Source organism: Pseudomonas sp. So3.2b (assembly GCF_019464415.1).
Classification (GTDB): domain Bacteria; phylum Pseudomonadota; class Gammaproteobacteria; order Pseudomonadales; family Pseudomonadaceae; genus Aquipseudomonas; species Aquipseudomonas shahriarae.
On the sequence record NZ_CP080494.1, the window covers coordinates 4,841,771 to 4,860,798 of the forward strand.

The following is a 19,028-nucleotide window of genomic DNA, read 5'->3' on the forward strand; positions in this document are numbered from 1 at the left end:
CGATCAAAAAGGTGGGAGCTGGCTTGCCTGCGATGGCGGTGTGTCAGCCAGCCAAGATAATGACTGACACACCGCCATCGCAGGCAAGCCAGCTTGTATGGTTAGACTTGTAGGGGTGGTGGGACTAAAAGCCAGCATCTGACTCTAGCCAGTACAGACCGTGGGAGACTTCGTCCCACCCCTTCACCAAAGCGCCGATAAGGAATGCATCGGCCATGACCGACGATAGAAGCAAGCCAGCGCAACGGTGAAGCCCCGACAAGCCCGTAAACCCTAACCCGGAGCTTTTCTCATGGCAATGACTGTCTCGCAATCAATCATTGGAGTGGATGTCGCTAAAGCCGAAGTAGTTGTTTATCAAAGTGAAACTGCTGAAACAAAGATCGTATCGAACAAGAAAAGCGAGCTGAAGGCATGGCTGAAGTCTTTGCCTGCGGGCAGCGCCATCGCAATTGAAGCCACCAATATCTATCACGTGGATACCGTCAATTTGGCTCATTCGATGGGCCATATCGTTTACGTGATTGATGGATATCGCCTTAGCCATTACCGCAAAGGCACAGGTGGTCGCGCTAAAACAGACTTCAGTGATGCGCAGTTGCTGGCTCGCTACTTGAAGAATGAACAGGCTGATTTACGCGCCTGGAATCCGCCGCCGAAGATTTATACCAAGCTTCAAAGCTTGCTGCGTCGACGCGCAGCGCTGGTGAAAATGCGTGTTGCACTGAATCAGAGCTGGGCGGGCGAGCCATCACTCAAGGCCTCGTCCAAGAGCATTTCAGCGTGTCTTGATAGGCATGAGGGGCTCATTGAGAAAAGGATATTAGATGCTGTTACTGAGGCGGGGCTTTTGCATCAGGTCAAGCGCTGCCAAGCCGTCGAGGGCATTGGTTTTCTGACAGCAGTTGCCCTGGTAATGGCGTTTCAGCGAGGAGAATTTGAAAGTGCTGACGCTTACATCGCGTTCTTGGGAATGGACTTGAGAGTATCCGATTCTGGGCAAATGAGCGGACGCCGCTCATTGAGCAAGAAGGGAGATTCAGAGATACGCAGATTGCTGCATAACGCGGCGTCAGCAGGTATTAACCTGGCAAATAAATAGGGCATATTAGATAATCTGTCTCCATGAAAATAGATGCCCGCAAACTCAGCCCCCAAGAACAACGTGAAAAGCGCTCCACGGCCCTACGCATGCGTGAGCAGGGTTACACCTACAAGGCTATTGGCGAAGCGGTTGGTGTTCACCCCCGCACTATTGCTCACTGGGCGCAGGTCGCAGAACATAAAGGCGAAAAGGCTGCCATTGCCGGCGGCCAGCGTGGTGTGCGCCAGGGTGATCGCCGCAGTTTGAGCTCCAGCCAGGAAGTGCTGATTCGCACCTTGATGACCGATAAGATGCCCGACCAACTCAAGCTCGGCTTTGCGCTCTGGACGCGTGATGCGGTGCGAGAACTGATCCGCCAGCGCTGTGGTTTTCTCATGCCGGTTCGAACGGTTGGTGAATATCTCAAGCGTTGGGGCTACACCCCGCAGCGCCCACTGCATCGGGCTTATCAGCAGAAACCTGAAGTGGTTCAGCACTGGCTGGATAATGAATATCCACGCATCGCACAGCGGGCCAAGGCTGAGAATGGTGAGATTCAGTGGGGCGACGAAACCGGTATGCGCAGTGACAGCCATGCTGGCCGCAGCTACGCCCCTATTGGCGAAACGCCGGTGCGCCTGGTCAGCGGCAGTCGTTTTTCCACCAACATGATTTCCACCGTGACCAATCGGGGCAAACTGCGCTTCATGCTGTATCGGGAAACGCTGACAGCCCCAGTGCTGATTCGCTTCCTGAGCCGCCTGATTCGCGATGCTCAGGGCCGCAAGGTGTTCCTGATTCTCGACAACCTGCGCGTACACCACAGCAAAAAGGTGAGCGCCTGGGTTGGCGACCGCAAAGAGCAAATCGAACTGTTCTTCTTGCCGGCCTACGCCCCGGAGTTGAACCCTGACGAGTATTTGAATTGTGATTTGAAACATCAGGTCCGCACGGGCTTGCCGGCGCGTAATCAGGACGAACTGGAAAGGCGTGTTCGCTCGGTCATGAGACGATTGCAATTACGCCCTCAAAGAATCCGTTCTTATTTCCGGCATCCACGTATCGCCTACGCAGCATGATTTGGTGTATTTGATTGCCGGGTTAATATCAGGTCAGAAGCCTGGAAACCTTTATACGAGGGTTATCTGGCCAGGGGCCTGAAAACGACTCAAGCCCTGGTCATCATTGGCCGCAAGCTGGCGCGCATCGCCTTTTCGCTCATGAAAAACCTGAGCGAATACCAGTCAAAAGCGGTTTTGGGGGCTTCCCCAAAACCATAGAATCTCCCACCTTTTTTTACCGTGCCCACTTGGCCCCTGCTAAATTGGCCAACGCCAACTCACACCTGCCAGGGAAGCACCATGGGACACGCGCTGAAAATCTTGGGTCGCACTTCGTCCATCAACGTACGAAAAGTCCTGTGGACCTGCCAGGAACTGAACATCCCCTACGAGCGCGAAGACTGGGGCATCGGCTTCACCCCCACCCAATCACCCGCCTTCCTCGCCCTGAACCCCAACGCCCAGGTGCCGGTGATCATTGACGACAACGGCGTGCTGTGGGAATCCAACACCATCTGCCGTTACCTGGTGGGCCTGCACCAGCGCCATGACTTGCTGCCCGCCGCCCCCGCGCCTCGCGCCAGGGTCGAGCAATGGATGGACTGGCAAGCCACCGAACTCAACCCCTCCTGGGGCTATGCCTTCCACGCCCTGGTGCGCCAGAACCCGGACTTCCAGGACCCGCAGCGCATTGCTGCCGGCGTGCGCGGTTGGAACGACAAAATGGGATTGCTGGAGCAGCAGTTGATCAAGACCGGCGCCTATGTGGCCGGTGACAGCTTCAGCCTCGCCGATATCCTGGTCGGCCTGTCGGTGCACCGCTGGCGGATGACGCCCATGGAGCGCCCTCGCTACCCGGCTGTCGATGCGTACTACGCCCTGCTCAGCCAGCGCCCAGGTTTCCAGGCCTTTGCCCTCGACGGTCACAACTAAGGATTACACGATGAAAGGACTCAACGTACTGCTCACCGGCGCCTGCGGCAGGATCGGCAAGACATTTTTCGAAGCGTCGAAAGATCGCTACTGCTTTACCCTCACCGACCGCGTCGCACCGGGCTTCGCCCTCGACGGCCATCGCTTCGTGCAGGCCGACTTGAGTGACAAAACGGCCCTCACCGCACTGCTCGACGGCATCGACGTGGTTGTGCACCTGTCGGGCATTCCCCACGCCAGCGCCACCTTCGACGAACTGCTCCCCAACAATATCCTCGCCACCACCTATCTGTTCGAGGCCGCCGTGGCCGCCAACGTCAAGCGCCTGGTCTTCGCCAGCAGCGCCCAGACCATCGAAGGCTACCCGGTGGATCGGCAAATCACCCCGGGCATGCCGGTGCTGCCGGCCAACCTGTATGGCGTGAGCAAATGCTACGGCGAAGCGCTGTGCGGGTATTACGCAGCCAAAACCCCACTCTCCACCATCGCATTACGCATTGGCGCGTTTGAATTTACCGAAACCCACGACCTGAACAACGCCCGCGACCTCAGCGCCTGGCTCAGCCCTCGGGATGCCGTGCAGTTGTTGCAGCGCTCGGTGGAGGCCGAGGGGGTCAAGCACCTGATCGCCCATGGCATTTCCAATAACCGCTTCAAGCGCCTGGACTTGAGCGAGACCACACGGGTTCTGGGGTATCAGCCGCAGGACGATGCTTTCCAGGTCTTCGAGATTCCCATTACTTACTGAAGGCAATGGCCGCCGACGGCAAACATTGGCCGTCGGCAACCCGCCTCTTGCCTCGGTATTGCCCTCACAGCCAATGAATACGGGGTTTTAGTTCCCGGCACGCTAATTGCTAAACCCTATGGACCGTTCAAAACCACAGGTGCCCGATCATGTTGGTCAATACCCAAGTCTCGTCCGTGATCCAACAGTCCAAACGCCCCGACCTGGACCCGGCCAACGCCGCCGCCAGCGCGCTGTACAGCGGCGTGATGCAAAACGTGCAGAACGCTGCCGCCGCGACCCAGGTGCAAGCCACGCAAAAGGCCACCGACACCACGGCCAGCAACGTGGATGCGGCGTTTGCCAAGACCCGCCTGCAGTTGCAGGCAACACCGCCGACCAGCGCCACGCCAACCACCGCGACCAGCACCCAGGCCCGGACAGAGTTCACCGACTACATGGCCAAGACGCCGGCCGAGCGCATTCGCGATCAGATCCTCAAGGAAAAGGGCCTGACCGAAGAAGATGTGAAAGCGATGCCTATCGAACAGCAGAATGCCATTGCCCTGGAAGTGACTGAGCGCCTGAAGATGCAGGCGGCGCAGCAGTTCGCCGAGAAGACCGCTGACCCGCAGATCAAGGCCGTGAAAGATGCCCTGGCTGCCATCTGATATGGCCCGCCACTGCCGCTCTGCGCGGGTTGAGCCTGGCAACCCACTCTCCCGTTGACCTGTGGCGAGGGAGCTTGCTCCCTCACCACAGGGTGGGCACGGTCCCGCTACTGCAATTGCAGGGTGGAGTTGAACTGGCCGATAGCATCCACCACATGCCGTGAGCCCTCCTGGATCTCCAGGATCACCTGCCCCGCTTCATTGGCCAACTCCACCCCCACGCCGGTACGGCTCAGGCTCGACTGCATGCTCGATACCGCGCTCAGGGACAAGTCGTGGTTTTTGCGCACCACGTCGACAATCTCGATCGTCGCCTGGCTGGTACGCGCCGCCAGGCTGCGCACCTCGTCCGCCACCACCGCAAACCCACGCCCGTGCTCACCCGCGCGTGCAGCTTCAATGGCCGCGTTAAGCGCCAACAGGTTGGTTTGATCGGCAATACCGCGAATGGTCTGCACGATGGTGCCGATAATGTCCGACTGCTTGCTTACCGCGTCGATACTCAGCGCCGCCTGATTCAGGTCGCGGGAAATTTCTTCGATGATCTGCACCGTCTGCTGCACCACTTCCGACCCCTTACGGGCGCAGGCGTCGTTCTGCACCGAGGTGGCGTGGGCCGAATCGGCAGCGGTCCGCAACGTGGTGACCTGGTGGGTGATATCACTGGCGAACTTCACCACCTTGTACAGGCGACCATTGGCATCGAAGATCGGGTTGTAGGAGGCTTCCAGAAACAGCGTCTGGCCATGCTTGTTGCGCCGTTCGAAACGATGGGAGTGAAACTCACCCCGGTTGAGCGACGCCCAGAACGCCTTGTAACTCGGTGAGTCCACCTCAGCGCGGTCACAGAACATGCTGTGGTGCTGGCCAACGATTTCACCGAGGGAATACTGCACCGTCTTCAGGAAGTTCTGGTTGGCATTGAGGATCTGCCCCTGGGGCGTGAACTCGATGACCGCCATGGAGCGGCCGATGGCATCAATCAGGCTCTGGTTTTCATGTTCGCGGTGGATCCGTTCGGAAATGTCCGACGCCACCTTGATCACGCTCTGCACCTGTTCATCCGGGCCGAACACCGGCATGTAGCTGGCCTCCAGCCACACTTCCTCGCCGCTCTTGGTCAAGCGCATGAACGTGCCGCTGAGGGGCTCGCCCTGGGCCAGGTCGCGCCATAGCTTGGCGTAGACGTCGCTGCGGTAGTAGGACTCTTCACAGAAAATTCGGTGGTGTTTGCCACGTACTTCCTCGGCGCTGTAACCCAATGTCTTACAGAAGTTTTCGTTGGCATCCAGGACTATGCCGTCGCGATCAAACTCGATCATCGCCATGGAGCGGCTGATCGCCGCCAGCTTGGCCTGGGCCTGGGTCAACGCGCAGGAAAAACGTTCGATTTGCAACAGGTCGGATTTGTGGTGCAGGTTAAACATGGTCGGATCACCTTCAGCGCTGTCTTTGAATGACGGTTAGTTCTTGGATTTGACCCAGCACAACTTTCCACAAAACAGGCAAACGCAATCGTCCAGAGACAGGACAAGTGTCAGGCGATAGATAAATGATGGCTAATCGGAGAGTCCATGGGGCAACACTCGCTTCAAGGCATCCTTTTCTTGATGACCCTCTCTGGGGCCTGCTTCAACCGACACACGCAAATCCATTTAACTTGAGGCTCCTTTTTCCCGGCGCTTTGAGGTACGCGCTCGCTATGCCAAAAACCACCCAAGACGCTTCATATGGCAAGCGACATAAGTGGTTCTGGATGAGCATAGACAGGGCTTGGCACTCTGCAAGGCCATTAATCAGCCATCATTGATAAAAAGATGTTGGAGGGGCGTGCGAGGGGGATATCAGGATGTATCTTGCCGTGTAGAAGCGAGCTTGCTCGCTCCCACAGTGAAGGGCTTAGTGACCGAACAGGCCTGTCTCAGTTTTCTTGGCTTTTTTGTCCGCGCGTTTTTCATCGGCGGTCTTTGCCGGTTTTTTCTTCGCGGCTTTCTTTGAATCCATACCTTTGGCCATGATGCATGCTCCACTAACAGAGGAAGTAAGCATGGGTATAACACCTATTGCCCAACAGAAGGCGCTTTGCCCGACTTATAATCCCCAGCCCTTGATCACGCTTGTCCAAATACCATGCCCGAGTTGCACATTGATCTACTGGCGGAGCCCCTGTGGCCGTTGCTGAACAAGTTCTACCGCCGCCATAACTCGCCGATGAAGGCCCTCAAGGGCGGCCAGTTGTGGGTCGCGCGCAACAGCGAGATCGTCGCAGGCCTGTGCCTGAGCCCCGTGGTCTGCGGTCAGTGGCTGACCGGGCTGTTTGTCGATCCGGCATTACGCGGACAAGGGCTGGCGGCGCGGCTGATCGCTGAAGCGATTGCGCCTGTCGAAGGCACGGTGTGGCTACTGTGCCACCCCGACCTGGAAGGGTTTTATACAGCCCAGGGCTTCAGCCAGCAGACCGTGTTGCCGCAGTCGCTGGCAGAGCGCCTGGTGCGCTATAAACGCAACAAGCCGATGATTGCCATGGGCCTGTGCCGCCAGGGTTAAGCGTCGGCGGCGGGATCCAGCTCCGGAAACATCACCTCGATAAACCCGAATTTGCTGAAGTCTGTGATCCGCGACGGGTACAGGCGACCGATCAGGTGGTCGCATTCATGCTGCACCACCCGCGCGTGGAAGCCATCGGCAATCCGCACAATCGGCTCGCCCTTGGGGTCAAAACCCTCGTAGCGAATCTGCTGGTAGCGATCCACCGCACCGCGCAGGCCTGGCACCGACAGGCAGCCTTCGTACCCCTCCTCCAACACCGGGCTCAGCGGGGTAATCAGCGGGTTGATCAGGATGGTCTGGGGCACCGCCGGGGCATCCGGGTAGCGCTCGCTGCTCTCGAAGCCGAAGATCACCAGTTGCAGGTCGACACCAATCTGCGGCGCGGCCAGGCCAACGCCACCCACGTGTTCCATGGTCTGGAACATGTCGTCGATCAGTTGCCACAGCTCGGGGCTATCGAACATTTCCGGGGGCACCGGGGGCGCGATACGCAGCAGGCGTTCATCGCCCATTTTCAGGATTTCACGAATCATCGATCAACTTTCATCAGAGGTGGGTTTGGGCTGCGAATGGTCCCGGCCGAGGCCCGAGACATGCTGTTTTTGATCAGGGTGGTGTTCGCCAAAGTCCTTTTCGCCCGGGTCTTTGCCTTCGACAGACATGTGCTCGATCACCGCGTTCATCTCCGCGCCCAGCAGTAATACGGCGGCGGAAATATAGAAGTACAACAGCAGGACAATGATCGCGCCGATGCTGCCGTACATGGCGTTGTAGTCGGCGAAGGTTTTCACGTAATAGCCAAAGCCCAGGGAAGCGATGATCCAGACCACCACCGCCAGCACCGAGCCTGGCGTGATAAAGCGAAATTTCTGCTTCACGTCCGGCATCACGTAGTACATCAAGGCCACGGCGAACATCAGCAGGATCACAATCAACGGCCAGCGCAGGATGGTCCACAGGGTAACGACGAATTCCTGCATGCCAATCTGCCCGGCCAGCCACTCCATCACTTGCGGCCCCAGGACCATCAACGCGGCAGCGGCCAGCAACATGCCGGCGATACCCACGGTGTAGAGAATCGACAGCGGGAAGCGTTTCCAGATCGGCCGGCCTTCCACCACGTCGTAGGCAGCGTTCATCGCACTCATCATCAGGCGCACGCCCGCCGAGGCGGTCCACAGCGCGATGACGATACCCACCGACAACAGCCCACCCTTGGATTGCTGCAATTGGTCAATCACCGGGTTGACCTGCTCCAGGGCCTGGGGCGGCAACACCAGCTCCGATTGCAGGCGCAACCAACTGAAGAAGTCCGGCAGGTGCAGGAAACCAATCAGGGCAATCAGGAACAGCAGGAAGGGAAACAATGAAAACAGCATCTGGTAGGCCAGTGCCGAGGCGTAGGTGGGCATCTCGTCGTCGATGAACTCTGTGACGGTGCGCATCAATACGCGGTGCAGCGGCAGATCTTTTAATACCGGAAAAATCATAGCGTCTCCTTTCGCCGCAAAAAGGTTGAGTTCGTGGGCGACTCAGGGGCCGTTTTCTACATCAAGGTAGCCTATTTGGCGACCTTGAAACAATTTCGAAACTTTAATCCGCCGGTTTGACATAAAAACGGCCATCCGTGGATGACCGTTATGCTGCGTGTTGGCAGGCGGGTGAATCAGGCTTTGTCGACCGTATTCTTTACCGCGTCCTTGACCTTGCCGATCGCTTGCTGGGCTTCGCCCTTCTTCTCTTGGATCTTGCCTTCGGCCTCAAGCTGGGTGTTGTCTGTGGCTTTGCCGACACCTTGTTTGATATTGCCAATGGCTTCGTTCGCTAAACCTTTTGCCTTATCCGCTGTGCTGCCCATGGTATTTCTCCGTAAGAACAATCAAGGATTTTGGTCATTACCTAAGGATTGACCCTGGGCATTTGCGCAGAGTTTCAATTATTTGCGTCAGGCATTTCATCACCCCGCACAGGTTTGGCTTTATGTTTTGCGGCCAACCCACGAGAATGCCCGGCAGATTCAGGCTCAACCGCTGAATAACAGATCCCGTAGGAAGGTTATGAAACTCAATAAATCACAGGCCATCGCCCGCAGAAACCTGGAACTGGGCGGTGCCGTGCTCGGTGTCAACAACTGCCACTTCACCGACCTGGACCGCAAGCGCAACATCTGGTGGTTCGACCTGCCGGTGGCGCGCATCGCCATTGGCCAGTACGAGTGGATTCATTTGTTGATGCACAACGCCGAAACCGATCAGCTACTGCACCTGAAAGTACCGACCGTGTACCTGCGTGAGAAGCTTGAAGGGTTGGTGGTACGCAATGCAGGCAAGCGCAAGCCGGAGATTACCCTGGAGCTGAGCGCGGACAAGGACTCGTTCCTGAAGGATGTACGCCCGGCAGGCGCTGGCGTGAGCTTCGCGCAGTTCGCCCTGTAGACACCCGATCAGAAATGTGGGGGCTGACAGGACGCCATCGCGGGCAAGCCCGCTCCCACAGGGGTTGTGCTGTACAGGTGTTTTGAGTGCGGCCCAGGACAAATGGCTTGTCGGGTCGCCGCATCGCGGCGATAGCGGCGGGTCAGTCGACACTCAGCGCCCAATAAAAAGCCCCGCATTCGCGGGGCTTTTTGTTTACTTCTTCAGGCCCAGTTTCTTCATCTCTTCATCGCGCAACTCACGACGCAGGATCTTGCCCACGTTGGTGGTCGGCAGTGCTTCGCGGAACTCGACAGCCTTCGGCACTTTGTAGCCGGTGACGTTGGCGCGCATATGCTCCATCACCTGCTCCTTGGTCAGGGTCGCGCCTGGCTTGACCACGATGAACAGCTTGATGTGCTCGCCCGATTTCTCGTCCGGTACACCAATGGCCGCGCATTGCAGCACGCCCGGCAGGCTTGCCAGCACGTCTTCCAGTTCGTTGGGGTAGACGTTGAAACCGGAGACCAGAATCATGTCCTTCTTGCGATCAACGATGCGCATGTAGCCGTCTGGCTGGATGATCGCGATATCGCCGGTCTTCAGCCAGCCTTGGCTGTCGAGCACTTCGGCGGTGGCGTCTTCACGCTGCCAGTAGCCCTTCATCACTTGCGGGCCCTTGACGCACAGCTCGCCGATTTCGCCCAGGGGCAACTCGACGCCCTCATCCGAGATGACTTTGCACAGGGTCGAGGGCACCGGGATGCCGATGGTGCCGATCTGGATATTCTGGATCGGGTTGACCGTGGCCACCGGGCTGGTTTCGGTCATGCCGTAACCTTCACAGATATTGCAGCCGGTCACGGCCTTCCAACGCTCGGCCGCCGCCAGTTGCAATGCCATGCCACCCGACAGCGTGACCTTGAGCCCCGAGAAGTCCAGCTTGCGGAAGCCTTCGTTGTTGCACAGGGCCACGAACAGGGTGTTCAGGCCGACAAAGCCGCTGAACTTCCACTTCGACAACTCCTTGACCATCGCCGGCAGGTCGCGCGGGTTGCTGATCAGGATGTTGTGGTTGCCGATCAGCATCATCGCCATGCAATGAAAGGTGAAGGCATAGATGTGGTACAGCGGCAGCGGCGTGATCAGGATCTCGCAGCCTTCGTTGAGGTTGGAGCCCATCAGCGCCTTGCACTGCAGCATGTTGGCGACCAGGTTGCGATGGGTCAGCATTGCGCCCTTGGCCACGCCGGTGGTGCCGCCGGTGTATTGCAGTACGGCGACGTCTTCGCTGGCCGGGCTGGCGTCGGTGACCGGCTGGCCATGCCCCTTGGCCAGGACGTCGTTGAACTTGATCGCCTGGGGCAAGTGATAGGCCGGGACCATCTTCTTCACGTACTTGATGACGCTGTTGATCAGCAACCGCTTGAGCGGCGGCAACAGGTCAGCCACTTCGGTGACGATCACGTGCTTGACGCCAGTCTTGGGCACGACTTTTTCTGCCAGGTGCGCCATGTTGGCCAGGCAGATCAGGGCTTTGGCCCCGGAGTCGTTGAACTGGTGTTCCATCTCCCGCGCGGTGTACAGCGGGTTGGTGTTGACCACGATCAGGCCGGCGCGGATAGCGCCAAACACGGCGACCGGATACTGCAGGAGGTTGGGCAATTGCACGGCGATTCGATCACCCGGCTGCAAGTCGGTATGCTGTTGCAGGTACGCGGCAAAGGCACCGGACAATTCGTACAACTCACCGTAGGTGATTGTCTTGCCCAGGTTGCTGAAAGCCGGTTTGTCGGCGAAGCGTTGGCAGGACTGTTTCAGTACCGCCTGAATATTTTGATACTCGTCTGGATTGATGTCTGCAGCAATCCCGGCGGGGTACTTATCCTTCCAAAAGTCTTCGATCATGGAAGCCCACTCCTCAGCGACGCGAATTCATTCACCGCATTTGATGCGATTATTATTTGTGTGTTTTTAGGTGATTCCGGCTGTTTCAAGCAGGCCGAGAGGTCACAAAGCGCGCCGAGAGTAGCAGCTTTGCCAAGGGCCGCCTAGAGCCAAAAGAGGCCCCTACAGTCATAAACATGACTCAAGAATATGCAGTAGTCATTTTTAGAGCAAAGATTCTATAACCTGCGAAACCGCTCTACTTTAAGGGTGTACACCGTAAATGTGGGAGCTGGCTTGCCAGCTCCCACATTTGAATCGCATTTCAATTCAGGTCAGGCGATATCGCGAAGCTCTCTGCGCAGGATCTTGCCTACCGGCGTCATCGGCAGCGAGTCGCGCAACACAATGTGCTTGGGCACTTTGTAGCCGGTGAAGTTGGCCTTGCAGTAAGTCTTCAGCTCCTCAAGGCTGACACCCTGGGCCCGCGCCACCACGAACAGTTTCACCGCCTCGCCGGTACGCTCGTCAGGCACGCCGATCACCGCGCAGTTGGCAACGTTCGGGTGGGCCATCACCACGTCTTCGATCTCGTTGGGGTACACATTGAAGCCCGAGACGATGATCAGGTCTTTCTTGCGGTCGACAATGCGCACAAAACCGTCGGGGTCGATCACCGCAATATCGCCAGTCTTGAGCCAGCCCTCGGCGTCCAGGGTCTCGGCAGTGGCCGCCGGTTGCTGCCAGTAGCCCTTCATGACCTGCGGGCCCTTGATGCACAACTCGCCCCGCTCGCCCATCGGCAACTCGACGCCGGCGTCATCAATAACCTTCATCGCCGTGCCCGGCACTGGAATACCCACGGTGCCCAGGCGCGATTGATCACCGTAGGGGTTGGTGCTGGCCACTGGCGACGTCTCAGTCAGGCCGTAGCCTTCACCGATGGAACAGCCGGTGATCTGCTTCCAGCGCTCGGCGGTGGCCTTGACCAGGGCGGTACCGCCGGAGTTGGTGATCTTCAGGTGGGAGAAGTCCAGGGTCTTGAAATCCGGGTGCTCCATCAAGGCGACAAACAGTGTGTTGAGCCCCAGCAACCCGGTAAACCGCCACTTCTTCAATTCCTTGATAAAGCCGCCGATGTCCCGTGGATTGGTGATCAGCACGTTGTGGTTGCCGGTGACCATCATGCACATGCAGTTCGCCGTAAAGGCATAGATGTGATACAGCGGCAGCGGCGCAATCATTACCTCCTGCCCTTCCTTGACCAGCGGATGCCCGTCTTCACGCAGCTGTGACATGCACGCCCGCACCTGCTGCATGTTGGCTACCAGGTTGCCGTGGGTGAGCATCGCGCCCTTGGCCAGGCCGGTGGTGCCGCCGGTGTATTGCAGCACGGCGATGTCATCGAGGGTTATCGGGTGGCGGGTCACGGCCAGGCCCGCGCCCATGCGCAACGCGCGCTTGAACGACACCGCCCGGGGCAGGCTGTAGGCCGGGACCATCTTCTTCACTTTGTCGACCACGGTGTTGATCAGCCAGCCCTTGGCGGCGGGCATGAAGTCGCCCATCTTCGCTTCGATCAGGTACTCGATCTCGGTGTCGGCCGCCACTTCCTGGACCCGGGAACCAAACAGGTTGAGGTAGACCAGCGCACGAATGCCCGCATCCTTGAACTGATGGCGCATTTCCCGCGGGGTGTACAACGGGTTGGTGTTGACCACCACCAGCCCGGCGCGCAAGGCGCCGAACACGGCAATCGGGTAATGCAGGACGTTGGGCATCTGCACCGCAATACGGTCGCCCGGCTTGAGATCGGTGTGGTGTTGCAGGTAGCCGGCGAACGCCGCACTCTGGCGCTCCAGGTCGGCGTAGGTCAGGGTGATCCCCATGTTGCTGAATGCCGGACGGTCGGCAAAGGCTTTGCAGGAACGCTCGAAGACTTCGATTACTGACTTGTACGCCGACAGGTCAAGCTCGTTGGGAACGCCTGTTGCGCGTTTGTCATTCCAGAAATCAGGTTGCATTATTCTTGTCCTCTTACCCGAGTGTGCCCGACCGCTTCCGGCTGTTTAAGGGAAGCGGAGCTTCGGGGACGTTAGCAGCTATGGCCAAACAGGCAAATACACTAAAACGTGTCATTGATTGTATGAATCTTGCCCCTGAGGCCGCGGGTGATCAGACGCCGGCCCTCGGATGAGCTATACACTGCAACGACCCTGAGCAAAGGAAGCGCCATGAACCACACCACTTTCTGGCTGACCGCGAACGACCGCAGCCGCCTGTACGTCAACCAGTGGCTACCGGACGGCACGCCCACGGCGCTGGTGATGCTGGCCCATGGCATGGCCGAGCACAGCGGCCGCTATGCGCGCCTGGCCCAGGCCCTGTGTGATGCCGGCTACGGCGTGTACGCCCCGGACCTGCGCGGCCATGGCCGTACCGCCGATGAAGGCACCCTGGGCCTGTTTGCCGAGCGCGATGGCTGGAACAAAGTGGTAGGTGACCTGGCCGCGCTCAACCAGCACATCGGCCAGCAAGCCCCCGGTGTGCCGATCCTCCTGCTGGGCCATAGCATGGGCAGCTATATCGCCCAGGCCTATCTGTTGCATCACAGTGCCAGCCTGCACGGGGCGATTCTCAGTGGGTCGAACTTCCAGCCGGTGGCCCTGTACCGCGCCGCCCGCCTGATCGCCCGGGCCGAACGCCTGCGCCAGGGCCTCAGGGGCCGCAGCGCACTGATCGAGTTTCTGTCGTTTGGCTCGTTCAACAAGGCCTTCAAGCCCAACCGCACGGCGTTTGACTGGCTGAGCCGCGACCCGGACGAAGTGGACAAGTACGTCAACGACCCCCTGTGCGGCTTTCGTTGCACCAACCAGCTATGGATCGACCTGCTGGGTGGCTTGCAGCAAATCAGCAAAGCGTCCAATCTCAAACAGATTGATCCGGGCCTGCCGATTTTGGTGATGGGCGGCGAATGTGATCCGGTCAGTGAAGGCAAGCGTCTCACCAGCCTGGCCAACGCATTGCGCGATGCCGGCTGCCAGAACCTGCACGTGAACATCTACCCGCAGGCGCGCCACGAACTCTTCAATGAAACCAACCGCGATGCGGTCACCGCTGATGTGCTGGCCTGGATGGCCCAGGCCGTGAACCATCGCCGGCCGGCGCGCTGCGAGTGAACGCATAAATATTTTCGTTTAAAATCAACGAATTAAGATTACCGATTAGCCACAGGATGCAGGATCAGATGACCCAGGTTACCAACACTCCGTACGAAGCCCTCGAAGTTGGCCAGAAAGCCACCTACAGCAAAACCGTAGAAGAGCGCGATATCCAGCTGTTCGCGGCAATGTCCGGCGACCATAACCCGGTGCACCTGGATGCCGAATTCGCCAAGGCGACCATGTTCAAGGAGCGGATCGCCCACGGCATGTTCAGCGGCGCCTTGATCAGCGCGGCAGTCGCTTGTGAGCTGCCTGGGCCGGGCACCATCTATATCGGTCAGCAGATGAGCTTCCAGAAGCCGGTGAAAATCGGCGACACCTTGACCGTACGTCTGGAAATCCTCGAGAAGCTGCCCAAGTTCCGCGTGCGGATTGCCACCCAGGTGTTCAACCAGCGTGATGAGTTGGTGGTGGATGGCGAAGCCGAGATCCTCGCGCCACGCAAACAGCAGGTTGTGACCTTGACCGAGTTGCCGGCGATCAGCATCGGCTGATCAGGCATGTGAAATAAAAAATATGGGAGCGGGCTTGCCCGCGATGGCGTTCTGTCAGTCGATACATACATCGACTGATCAACCGCTATCGCAGGCAAGCCAGCTCCCACATTTGTATCGGGGTACGGCGCAATTACCGGTGGGAGCAGGTTTGCCTGCTCCCACATTTGTTACTTCAGCGCAGCTCAGGACTGGGCGCGAGCCTGGTTACGCAGGGCTTTCACCTGGTCGTGATTGCGTTGCGCACCATGATACTGGCGCTCAACCAGGTCACGAATACCGACCAGGTTGTGCTTGTTGATTTTCTCGATGGCCTCTTTGTAAGCCTTCAGTGCGTGGTCTTCACCGCGCTCAGCTTCGTTGAGTACCGCTTCTTCGTCCTTGCCGGTGACCATCGACTTTACGTCGACCCAGCCACGGTGCAGTGCGCCGGCCACGCTGCCGGAATCTTCCGGATCGCCACCCAAGGCCCGCACCGCCGTTTGCAGTTCGGCAGCCGCCGACGCGCAGTCTGCGGAACGCTTGATGAACAGCGCCTTGAGCTCAGGGTGCTTGATGTCTTCTGCGCAGGTCTTGAAGCCTTCCTGGCCGTCTTTGCTGGTTTCGATCAGGTCATTGAGTACGGAGATCGACTCTTTGTTGATATCAGTCATTTTTCAATTCCTTCGCGGGTTTAGAAAGGTATTGGGGTAGTTGCAGCGCCCGTGCCAGGTCTTGAATCAATATTTATTCCTTATTTTTCAAAAAGTTATAAATAATCCTCAAATCTGTATCCGCTTTATTTGCATGATCTGTCATTTGGCCTTCATGCAGAATGCCTGTATTTTCCAAGGCATCCTCCTGATTGCCTGAAGCCCGTATGAACCCCGAAAAACTCGAACTGCTGATCACCCGCCAAATGCCGTTCGGCAAGTACAAGGGCCGGATCATTGCCGACCTGCCCGGGCCGTACCTGAACTGGTTTGCCCGCGAAGGGTTCCCCCACGGCGAGCTGGGCGGCTTGCTGGCCTTGATGCAGGAAATCGACCACAACGGCCTGTCCGAATTGCTGGAACCGCTACGCGCCAAACACGGTAAACCCGCCCCGCGCCACTAACCGAGCCCGCCCATGCCCCACACCCGCGACGAAGCCTATTGGCAGGCCATTGCCCAGCGCTATGACCTGGAGCCCGGCCCCATCAACCTGGAAAACGGCTACTTTGGCCGCATGAGCCGGGCCGTGTTGGCCCAGTATCAGGAGCACGTGGCCTTCATTAATCGCAGCAACTCGGTGCATGTGCGCCAGCGCTTCGAGCAAGGGCAACATGTCGAGATTCGCCGGCAACTGGCCGAGTTGGTCAACGTCGACCCAGAAGCGATTGCTTTCACCCGCAATGCCACCGAAGCCCTGCAGTCGCTGATCCGCAACTACAACCACCTGCAGCCGGGCGACCAGGTGCTGATCAGCGATCTGGAATACGACACGGTCAAAGGCGCCATGCGCTGGCTCGCCGGCTACCGGGGGGTAGAGGTGATCGAATTGTCCCACGCCCATCCGGCCAGTTTCGACAGCCTGCTGCAGACTTATCGCGACACCTTCAGCCGCTACCCACGCCTGAGGCTGATGGCGCTGACCTATGTCACCCACCGCACCGGCCTGGTCATGCCGGTGGAGGCCATCGCCCAGGTTGCGCGGGAATATGGCGTCGAAATCATCCTCGATGGCGCCCATGCCCTTGGCCAGATCGAGTTCGACCTGGCCCAGTTGGGCATCTCGTTCGCCGGCTTCAACCTGCACAAGTGGATCGGTGCACCGCTGACCCTGGGCTTTCTCTATATCGCCCCGCAGCGGCTGGCGGACATTGACCCGGACATGGGCGAGTTCCATTACCCAGCCAGCGACGTGCGCGCCCGTACGTCCTACAGCACGCCGAACTTTCCAGCGCTGATGACCTTGCCGCTGGTGCTCGAAGAGCATCGGGCCCTGGGCGGCGCGCAGGCCAAGGGGGCGCGGGTGAAATACCTGCGTGACCTGTGGGTGAGCCAGGTACGGCCATTGCCGGGGATCGAGGTGCTGACCTCGGATGATCCACGGTTGTATTGCGCAATTACGGCGTTCAAGTTCAACGGGCGTGATCAACAGGTGATGGCGGATCGACTGCTTGATGAATACAACCTGTTTACCACCCTGCGCAGTGGGGCAGCGTTTGGTACCTGCATACGGGTGACGCCGGGGGTGGTGACGTCGGCGGCGGACATCGACGTGCTGGTCAATGCCATTACCAAGCTGAACACTGATTAAAATGTGGGAGCTGGCTTGCCTGCGATAGCCGTAGGTATCTACACAACTCTTTTCTGGGGTTGTGTACATATCCGTTGCTGCGGTCACGGCCACTTAGGGTTCCGCCCTTACGGCGGGTCACTTTTGGAAAAGAGCCCGGAGTGCCGGCCCAGCCAAAAGTAACCAAAAGGGCTCTTGCCCCACCACTCGGCACCTCGCCTAGGCTCGGTGTGCCCGTCATCCGACATTGATTTGGGGGGCCGCCGCGATGGGCCATCCATGGCCCAGCGCGGCTAAACCGGCGTCCTGCCGGTTTACCCCCCAAATCAAAATCGGATGACGGCCAGCGTGGTTTAACGGGGCGCCTAAGATCAAAATCAAAGCAAAGCGAGGCGGCCTGACAGCCGACCTGATCCTCGAGGCGTACGCGGATTCCTGTGGGAGCTGGCTTGCCTGCGATGACGGTGTCTCAGTCGATAAATGTATTGGCTGATACACCGCCATCGCAGGCAAGCCAGCTCCCACAGGGGGGGAATGCAGCTTCGCGCCCCGGCTTTGCTGTTGCTGTTGCTCTGCTTTTGATCTGGCTTTTGATCTTGATCTGAGGCGCCCCGTTAAACCACGCTGGCCGCAGGCAGGTATTGCGCAGTGGGCACCCCGGCATGGATGCCGGGGTAGCCGCGACACGGCCATGGATGGCCGATCGCGGCGGGCCCACGGAGCAATGCCTGACTGCGGGCATGCCGAGCCTAGGCGAGGCACCGAGTGGTGGGGCAAGAGCGCTTTGCTTACTTTGGCGCTTCTCCAAAGTGAGCCGCCGTAAGGGCGGAACCCTAAGTGGCCGTGACCGCAGCAATGGATATGTACACAGACCAAGAAGATAGTTGTGTAGATACCTATGGCCATCGCAGGCAAGCCAGTTCCCACACAAGCCACCCCCATTTGAATTACGGTGAAATTTCGCTTTTCTATAGGCAAAAAAAAGCGGCACACCGACCAAGTGCACCGCAAACATGCCGTGAAGCACAGCAACAACGATTCGGTAAAGCCAATCAGTCCAGCAGTGCCAACGCCTCGGCGGTGACTTCCTGGATGCGCGCCCAGTCGCCGTTCTTGATCCACTCCGGATCAAGCATCCAGCTACCGCCCACGCACATCACGTTTTTCAACGCCATGTAGTGTTTGATGTTGGCCGGGCCAACGCCGCCAGTGGGGCAGAATTTCACTTCGCCAAACGGTCCGCCCAGGGCCTTGATTGCCGCCACACCGCCGCTGACTTCCGCCGGGAACAGTTTGAAACGACGATAGCCCAGGCCATAGCCTTCCATGATGCCGGAGGCATTGCTGATGCCGGGCAGCAGCGGGATTGGGCTGTCGACACTGGCTTCAAGCAGGTCACGGGTAATACCGGGGGTGACGATAAACTGCGAACCCGCCGCCTCGGCAGCCGCCAGCATGGTGCGATCGAGCACCGTGCCCGCGCCCGTCACCAGCTCCGGACGCTGCTCACGCAGGACCTGGATGGCCTTGAGGCCGAACTGCGAACGCAGGGTCACTTCCAGCGCGGTCAAGCCACCCGCCGCCAGGGCATCGGCCAGGGGCAGAATGTCCTGTTCGCGGGCAATGGTGATCACTGGCAGGATCCGCGCCTTGGCGCAGAGACTGTCGATCAGGGCAACTTTATCCGCCATGGACACGGTCGGGTGAGGGCTTTTCATAGCGG

The 19,028-nt window shown here is 58.7% G+C and carries 20 protein-coding genes and 2 pseudogenes; 13 read left to right on the forward strand and 9 right to left on the reverse strand.

Annotated elements, in window-relative coordinates:
• The first annotated feature begins 292 nt into the window (after positions 1-292).
• The 6 genes and pseudogenes from K1X80_RS21740 (at position 293) to K1X80_RS21760 (ending at position 4,476) form a co-directional block, all read left to right on the forward strand.
• On the forward strand, positions 293-1,102 hold the full coding sequence (locus K1X80_RS21740; RefSeq protein WP_220172508.1) for a transposase: 810 nt from the start codon (positions 293-295) through the stop codon (positions 1,100-1,102).
• 23 nt (positions 1,103-1,125) lie between these two features.
• Positions 1,126-2,163 (forward strand): IS630-like element ISPa47 family transposase, encoded by a 1,038-nt coding sequence (locus K1X80_RS21745; protein ID WP_013982509.1) that lies wholly within the window; start codon positions 1,126-1,128, stop codon positions 2,161-2,163.
• Positions 2,164-2,193: 30 nt separating this feature from the next.
• A pseudogene (locus K1X80_RS28305) lies at positions 2,194-2,364 on the forward strand (IS110 family transposase); the annotation flags it as partial.
• A gap of 81 nt (positions 2,365-2,445) precedes the next feature.
• A complete protein-coding gene (locus tag K1X80_RS21750) occupies positions 2,446-3,078 on the forward strand; it encodes a glutathione S-transferase family protein (RefSeq protein WP_057439933.1) in 633 nt (210 codons plus the stop codon).
• A gap of 10 nt (positions 3,079-3,088) precedes the next feature.
• Positions 3,089-3,826 (forward strand): NAD(P)-dependent oxidoreductase, encoded by a 738-nt coding sequence (locus K1X80_RS21755; RefSeq protein WP_216311851.1) that lies wholly within the window; start codon positions 3,089-3,091, stop codon positions 3,824-3,826.
• Positions 3,827-3,975: 149 nt separating this feature from the next.
• Entirely contained in the window at positions 3,976-4,476 is a 501-nt protein-coding gene (locus K1X80_RS21760) for a hypothetical protein (RefSeq protein WP_057960479.1), read from the forward strand.
• A 107-nt stretch (positions 4,477-4,583) separates the two neighbouring features.
• Here the strand turns inward: K1X80_RS21760 and K1X80_RS28625 are convergent, their stop codons facing one another.
• Both K1X80_RS28625 and K1X80_RS28630 read right to left on the reverse strand, forming a co-directional pair.
• Positions 4,584-5,156: a methyl-accepting chemotaxis protein gene (locus tag K1X80_RS28625; RefSeq protein ID WP_370693748.1), complete on the reverse strand. Its 573-nt coding sequence runs from the start codon at positions 5,154-5,156 to the stop codon at positions 4,584-4,586.
• Positions 5,130-5,903 (reverse strand): annotated as a pseudogene (locus K1X80_RS28630) (PAS domain-containing protein); the annotation flags it as partial. The pseudogene K1X80_RS28630 and the gene K1X80_RS28625, both read right to left, overlap by 27 nt.
• A 703-nt stretch (positions 5,904-6,606) precedes the next feature.
• Between K1X80_RS28630 and K1X80_RS21770 the strand changes: the two are divergent.
• On the forward strand, positions 6,607-7,023 hold the full coding sequence (locus tag K1X80_RS21770; RefSeq protein ID WP_057960481.1) for a GNAT family N-acetyltransferase: 417 nt from the start codon (positions 6,607-6,609) through the stop codon (positions 7,021-7,023).
• Here K1X80_RS21770 and def read toward each other — a convergent pair.
• The 3 genes from def to K1X80_RS21785 all read right to left on the reverse strand — a co-directional run bounded on the left by def (position 7,020) and on the right by K1X80_RS21785 (position 8,884).
• A complete protein-coding gene (def, locus tag K1X80_RS21775; RefSeq protein ID WP_029296447.1) occupies positions 7,020-7,559 on the reverse strand; it encodes a peptide deformylase in 540 nt (179 codons plus the stop codon). The two genes, K1X80_RS21770 and def, sit on opposite strands and share 4 nt — an antisense overlap.
• Before the next feature lie 3 nt (positions 7,560-7,562).
• Positions 7,563-8,516, reverse strand: a complete 954-nt coding sequence (locus tag K1X80_RS21780; protein WP_057960482.1) for a YihY/virulence factor BrkB family protein — start codon at positions 8,514-8,516, stop codon at positions 7,563-7,565.
• 176 nt (positions 8,517-8,692) lie between these two features.
• Positions 8,693-8,884, reverse strand: coding sequence for a CsbD family protein (locus K1X80_RS21785; RefSeq protein WP_057439941.1), 192 nt, complete (start codon positions 8,882-8,884; stop codon positions 8,693-8,695).
• A gap of 199 nt (positions 8,885-9,083) precedes the next feature.
• Here K1X80_RS21785 and K1X80_RS21790 point away from each other — a divergent pair, with 199 nt between their 5' ends.
• Positions 9,084-9,461, forward strand: coding sequence for a hypothetical protein (locus K1X80_RS21790; protein ID WP_057439943.1), 378 nt, complete (start codon positions 9,084-9,086; stop codon positions 9,459-9,461).
• A gap of 195 nt (positions 9,462-9,656) precedes the next feature.
• On the opposite strand, the gene fadD1 is transcribed toward K1X80_RS21790, so the two are convergent.
• On the reverse strand, positions 9,657-11,348 hold the full coding sequence (gene fadD1 / locus K1X80_RS21795; protein WP_057439947.1) for a long-chain-fatty-acid--CoA ligase FadD1: 1,692 nt from the start codon (positions 11,346-11,348) through the stop codon (positions 9,657-9,659).
• 314 nt (positions 11,349-11,662) lie between these two features.
• Positions 11,663-13,351, reverse strand: coding sequence for a long-chain-fatty-acid--CoA ligase FadD2 (gene fadD2, locus K1X80_RS21800; RefSeq protein WP_057439948.1), 1,689 nt, complete (start codon positions 13,349-13,351; stop codon positions 11,663-11,665).
• A 210-nt stretch (positions 13,352-13,561) separates the two neighbouring features.
• Between fadD2 and K1X80_RS21805 the strand changes: the two genes are divergently transcribed.
• The 3 genes from K1X80_RS21805 to K1X80_RS28635 all read left to right on the forward strand — a co-directional run bounded on the left by K1X80_RS21805 (position 13,562) and on the right by K1X80_RS28635 (position 15,279).
• Positions 13,562-14,506, forward strand: a complete 945-nt coding sequence (locus K1X80_RS21805; protein ID WP_169961339.1) for an alpha/beta hydrolase — start codon at positions 13,562-13,564, stop codon at positions 14,504-14,506.
• 68 nt (positions 14,507-14,574) lie between these two features.
• Positions 14,575-15,045: a MaoC family dehydratase gene (locus K1X80_RS21810; protein WP_032862565.1), complete on the forward strand. Its 471-nt coding sequence runs from the start codon at positions 14,575-14,577 to the stop codon at positions 15,043-15,045.
• 87 nt (positions 15,046-15,132) lie between these two features.
• Positions 15,133-15,279 carry a 4Fe-4S binding protein gene (locus K1X80_RS28635; protein WP_128593822.1) on the forward strand — a complete coding sequence of 49 codons (147 nt, stop codon included), beginning with the start codon at positions 15,133-15,135 and terminating at the stop codon, positions 15,277-15,279.
• Here the strand turns inward: K1X80_RS28635 and K1X80_RS21815 are convergent.
• The gene (locus K1X80_RS21815) at positions 15,231-15,698 is read right to left on the reverse strand and encodes a PA2169 family four-helix-bundle protein (protein ID WP_057439949.1); all 468 of its coding nucleotides are present in this window, start codon (positions 15,696-15,698) and stop codon (positions 15,231-15,233) included. The two genes, K1X80_RS28635 and K1X80_RS21815, sit on opposite strands and share 49 nt — an antisense overlap.
• A gap of 206 nt (positions 15,699-15,904) precedes the next feature.
• Here K1X80_RS21815 and K1X80_RS21820 point away from each other — a divergent pair, with 206 nt between their 5' ends.
• Positions 15,905-16,141, forward strand: a complete 237-nt coding sequence (locus K1X80_RS21820) for a DUF3820 family protein (protein WP_008056784.1) — start codon at positions 15,905-15,907, stop codon at positions 16,139-16,141.
• A 12-nt stretch (positions 16,142-16,153) separates the two neighbouring features.
• The gene (locus tag K1X80_RS21825; RefSeq protein WP_128593815.1) at positions 16,154-17,326 is read left to right on the forward strand and encodes an aminotransferase class V-fold PLP-dependent enzyme; all 1,173 of its coding nucleotides are present in this window, start codon (positions 16,154-16,156) and stop codon (positions 17,324-17,326) included.
• 1,031 nt (positions 17,327-18,357) lie between these two features.
• Here the strand turns inward: K1X80_RS21825 and K1X80_RS21830 are convergent.
• Complete coding sequence (locus K1X80_RS21830) at positions 18,358-19,023, reverse strand: bifunctional 4-hydroxy-2-oxoglutarate aldolase/2-dehydro-3-deoxy-phosphogluconate aldolase (RefSeq protein ID WP_057439953.1); 666 nt, start codon at positions 19,021-19,023, stop codon at positions 18,358-18,360.
• Positions 19,024-19,028: the final 5 nt, after the last annotated feature.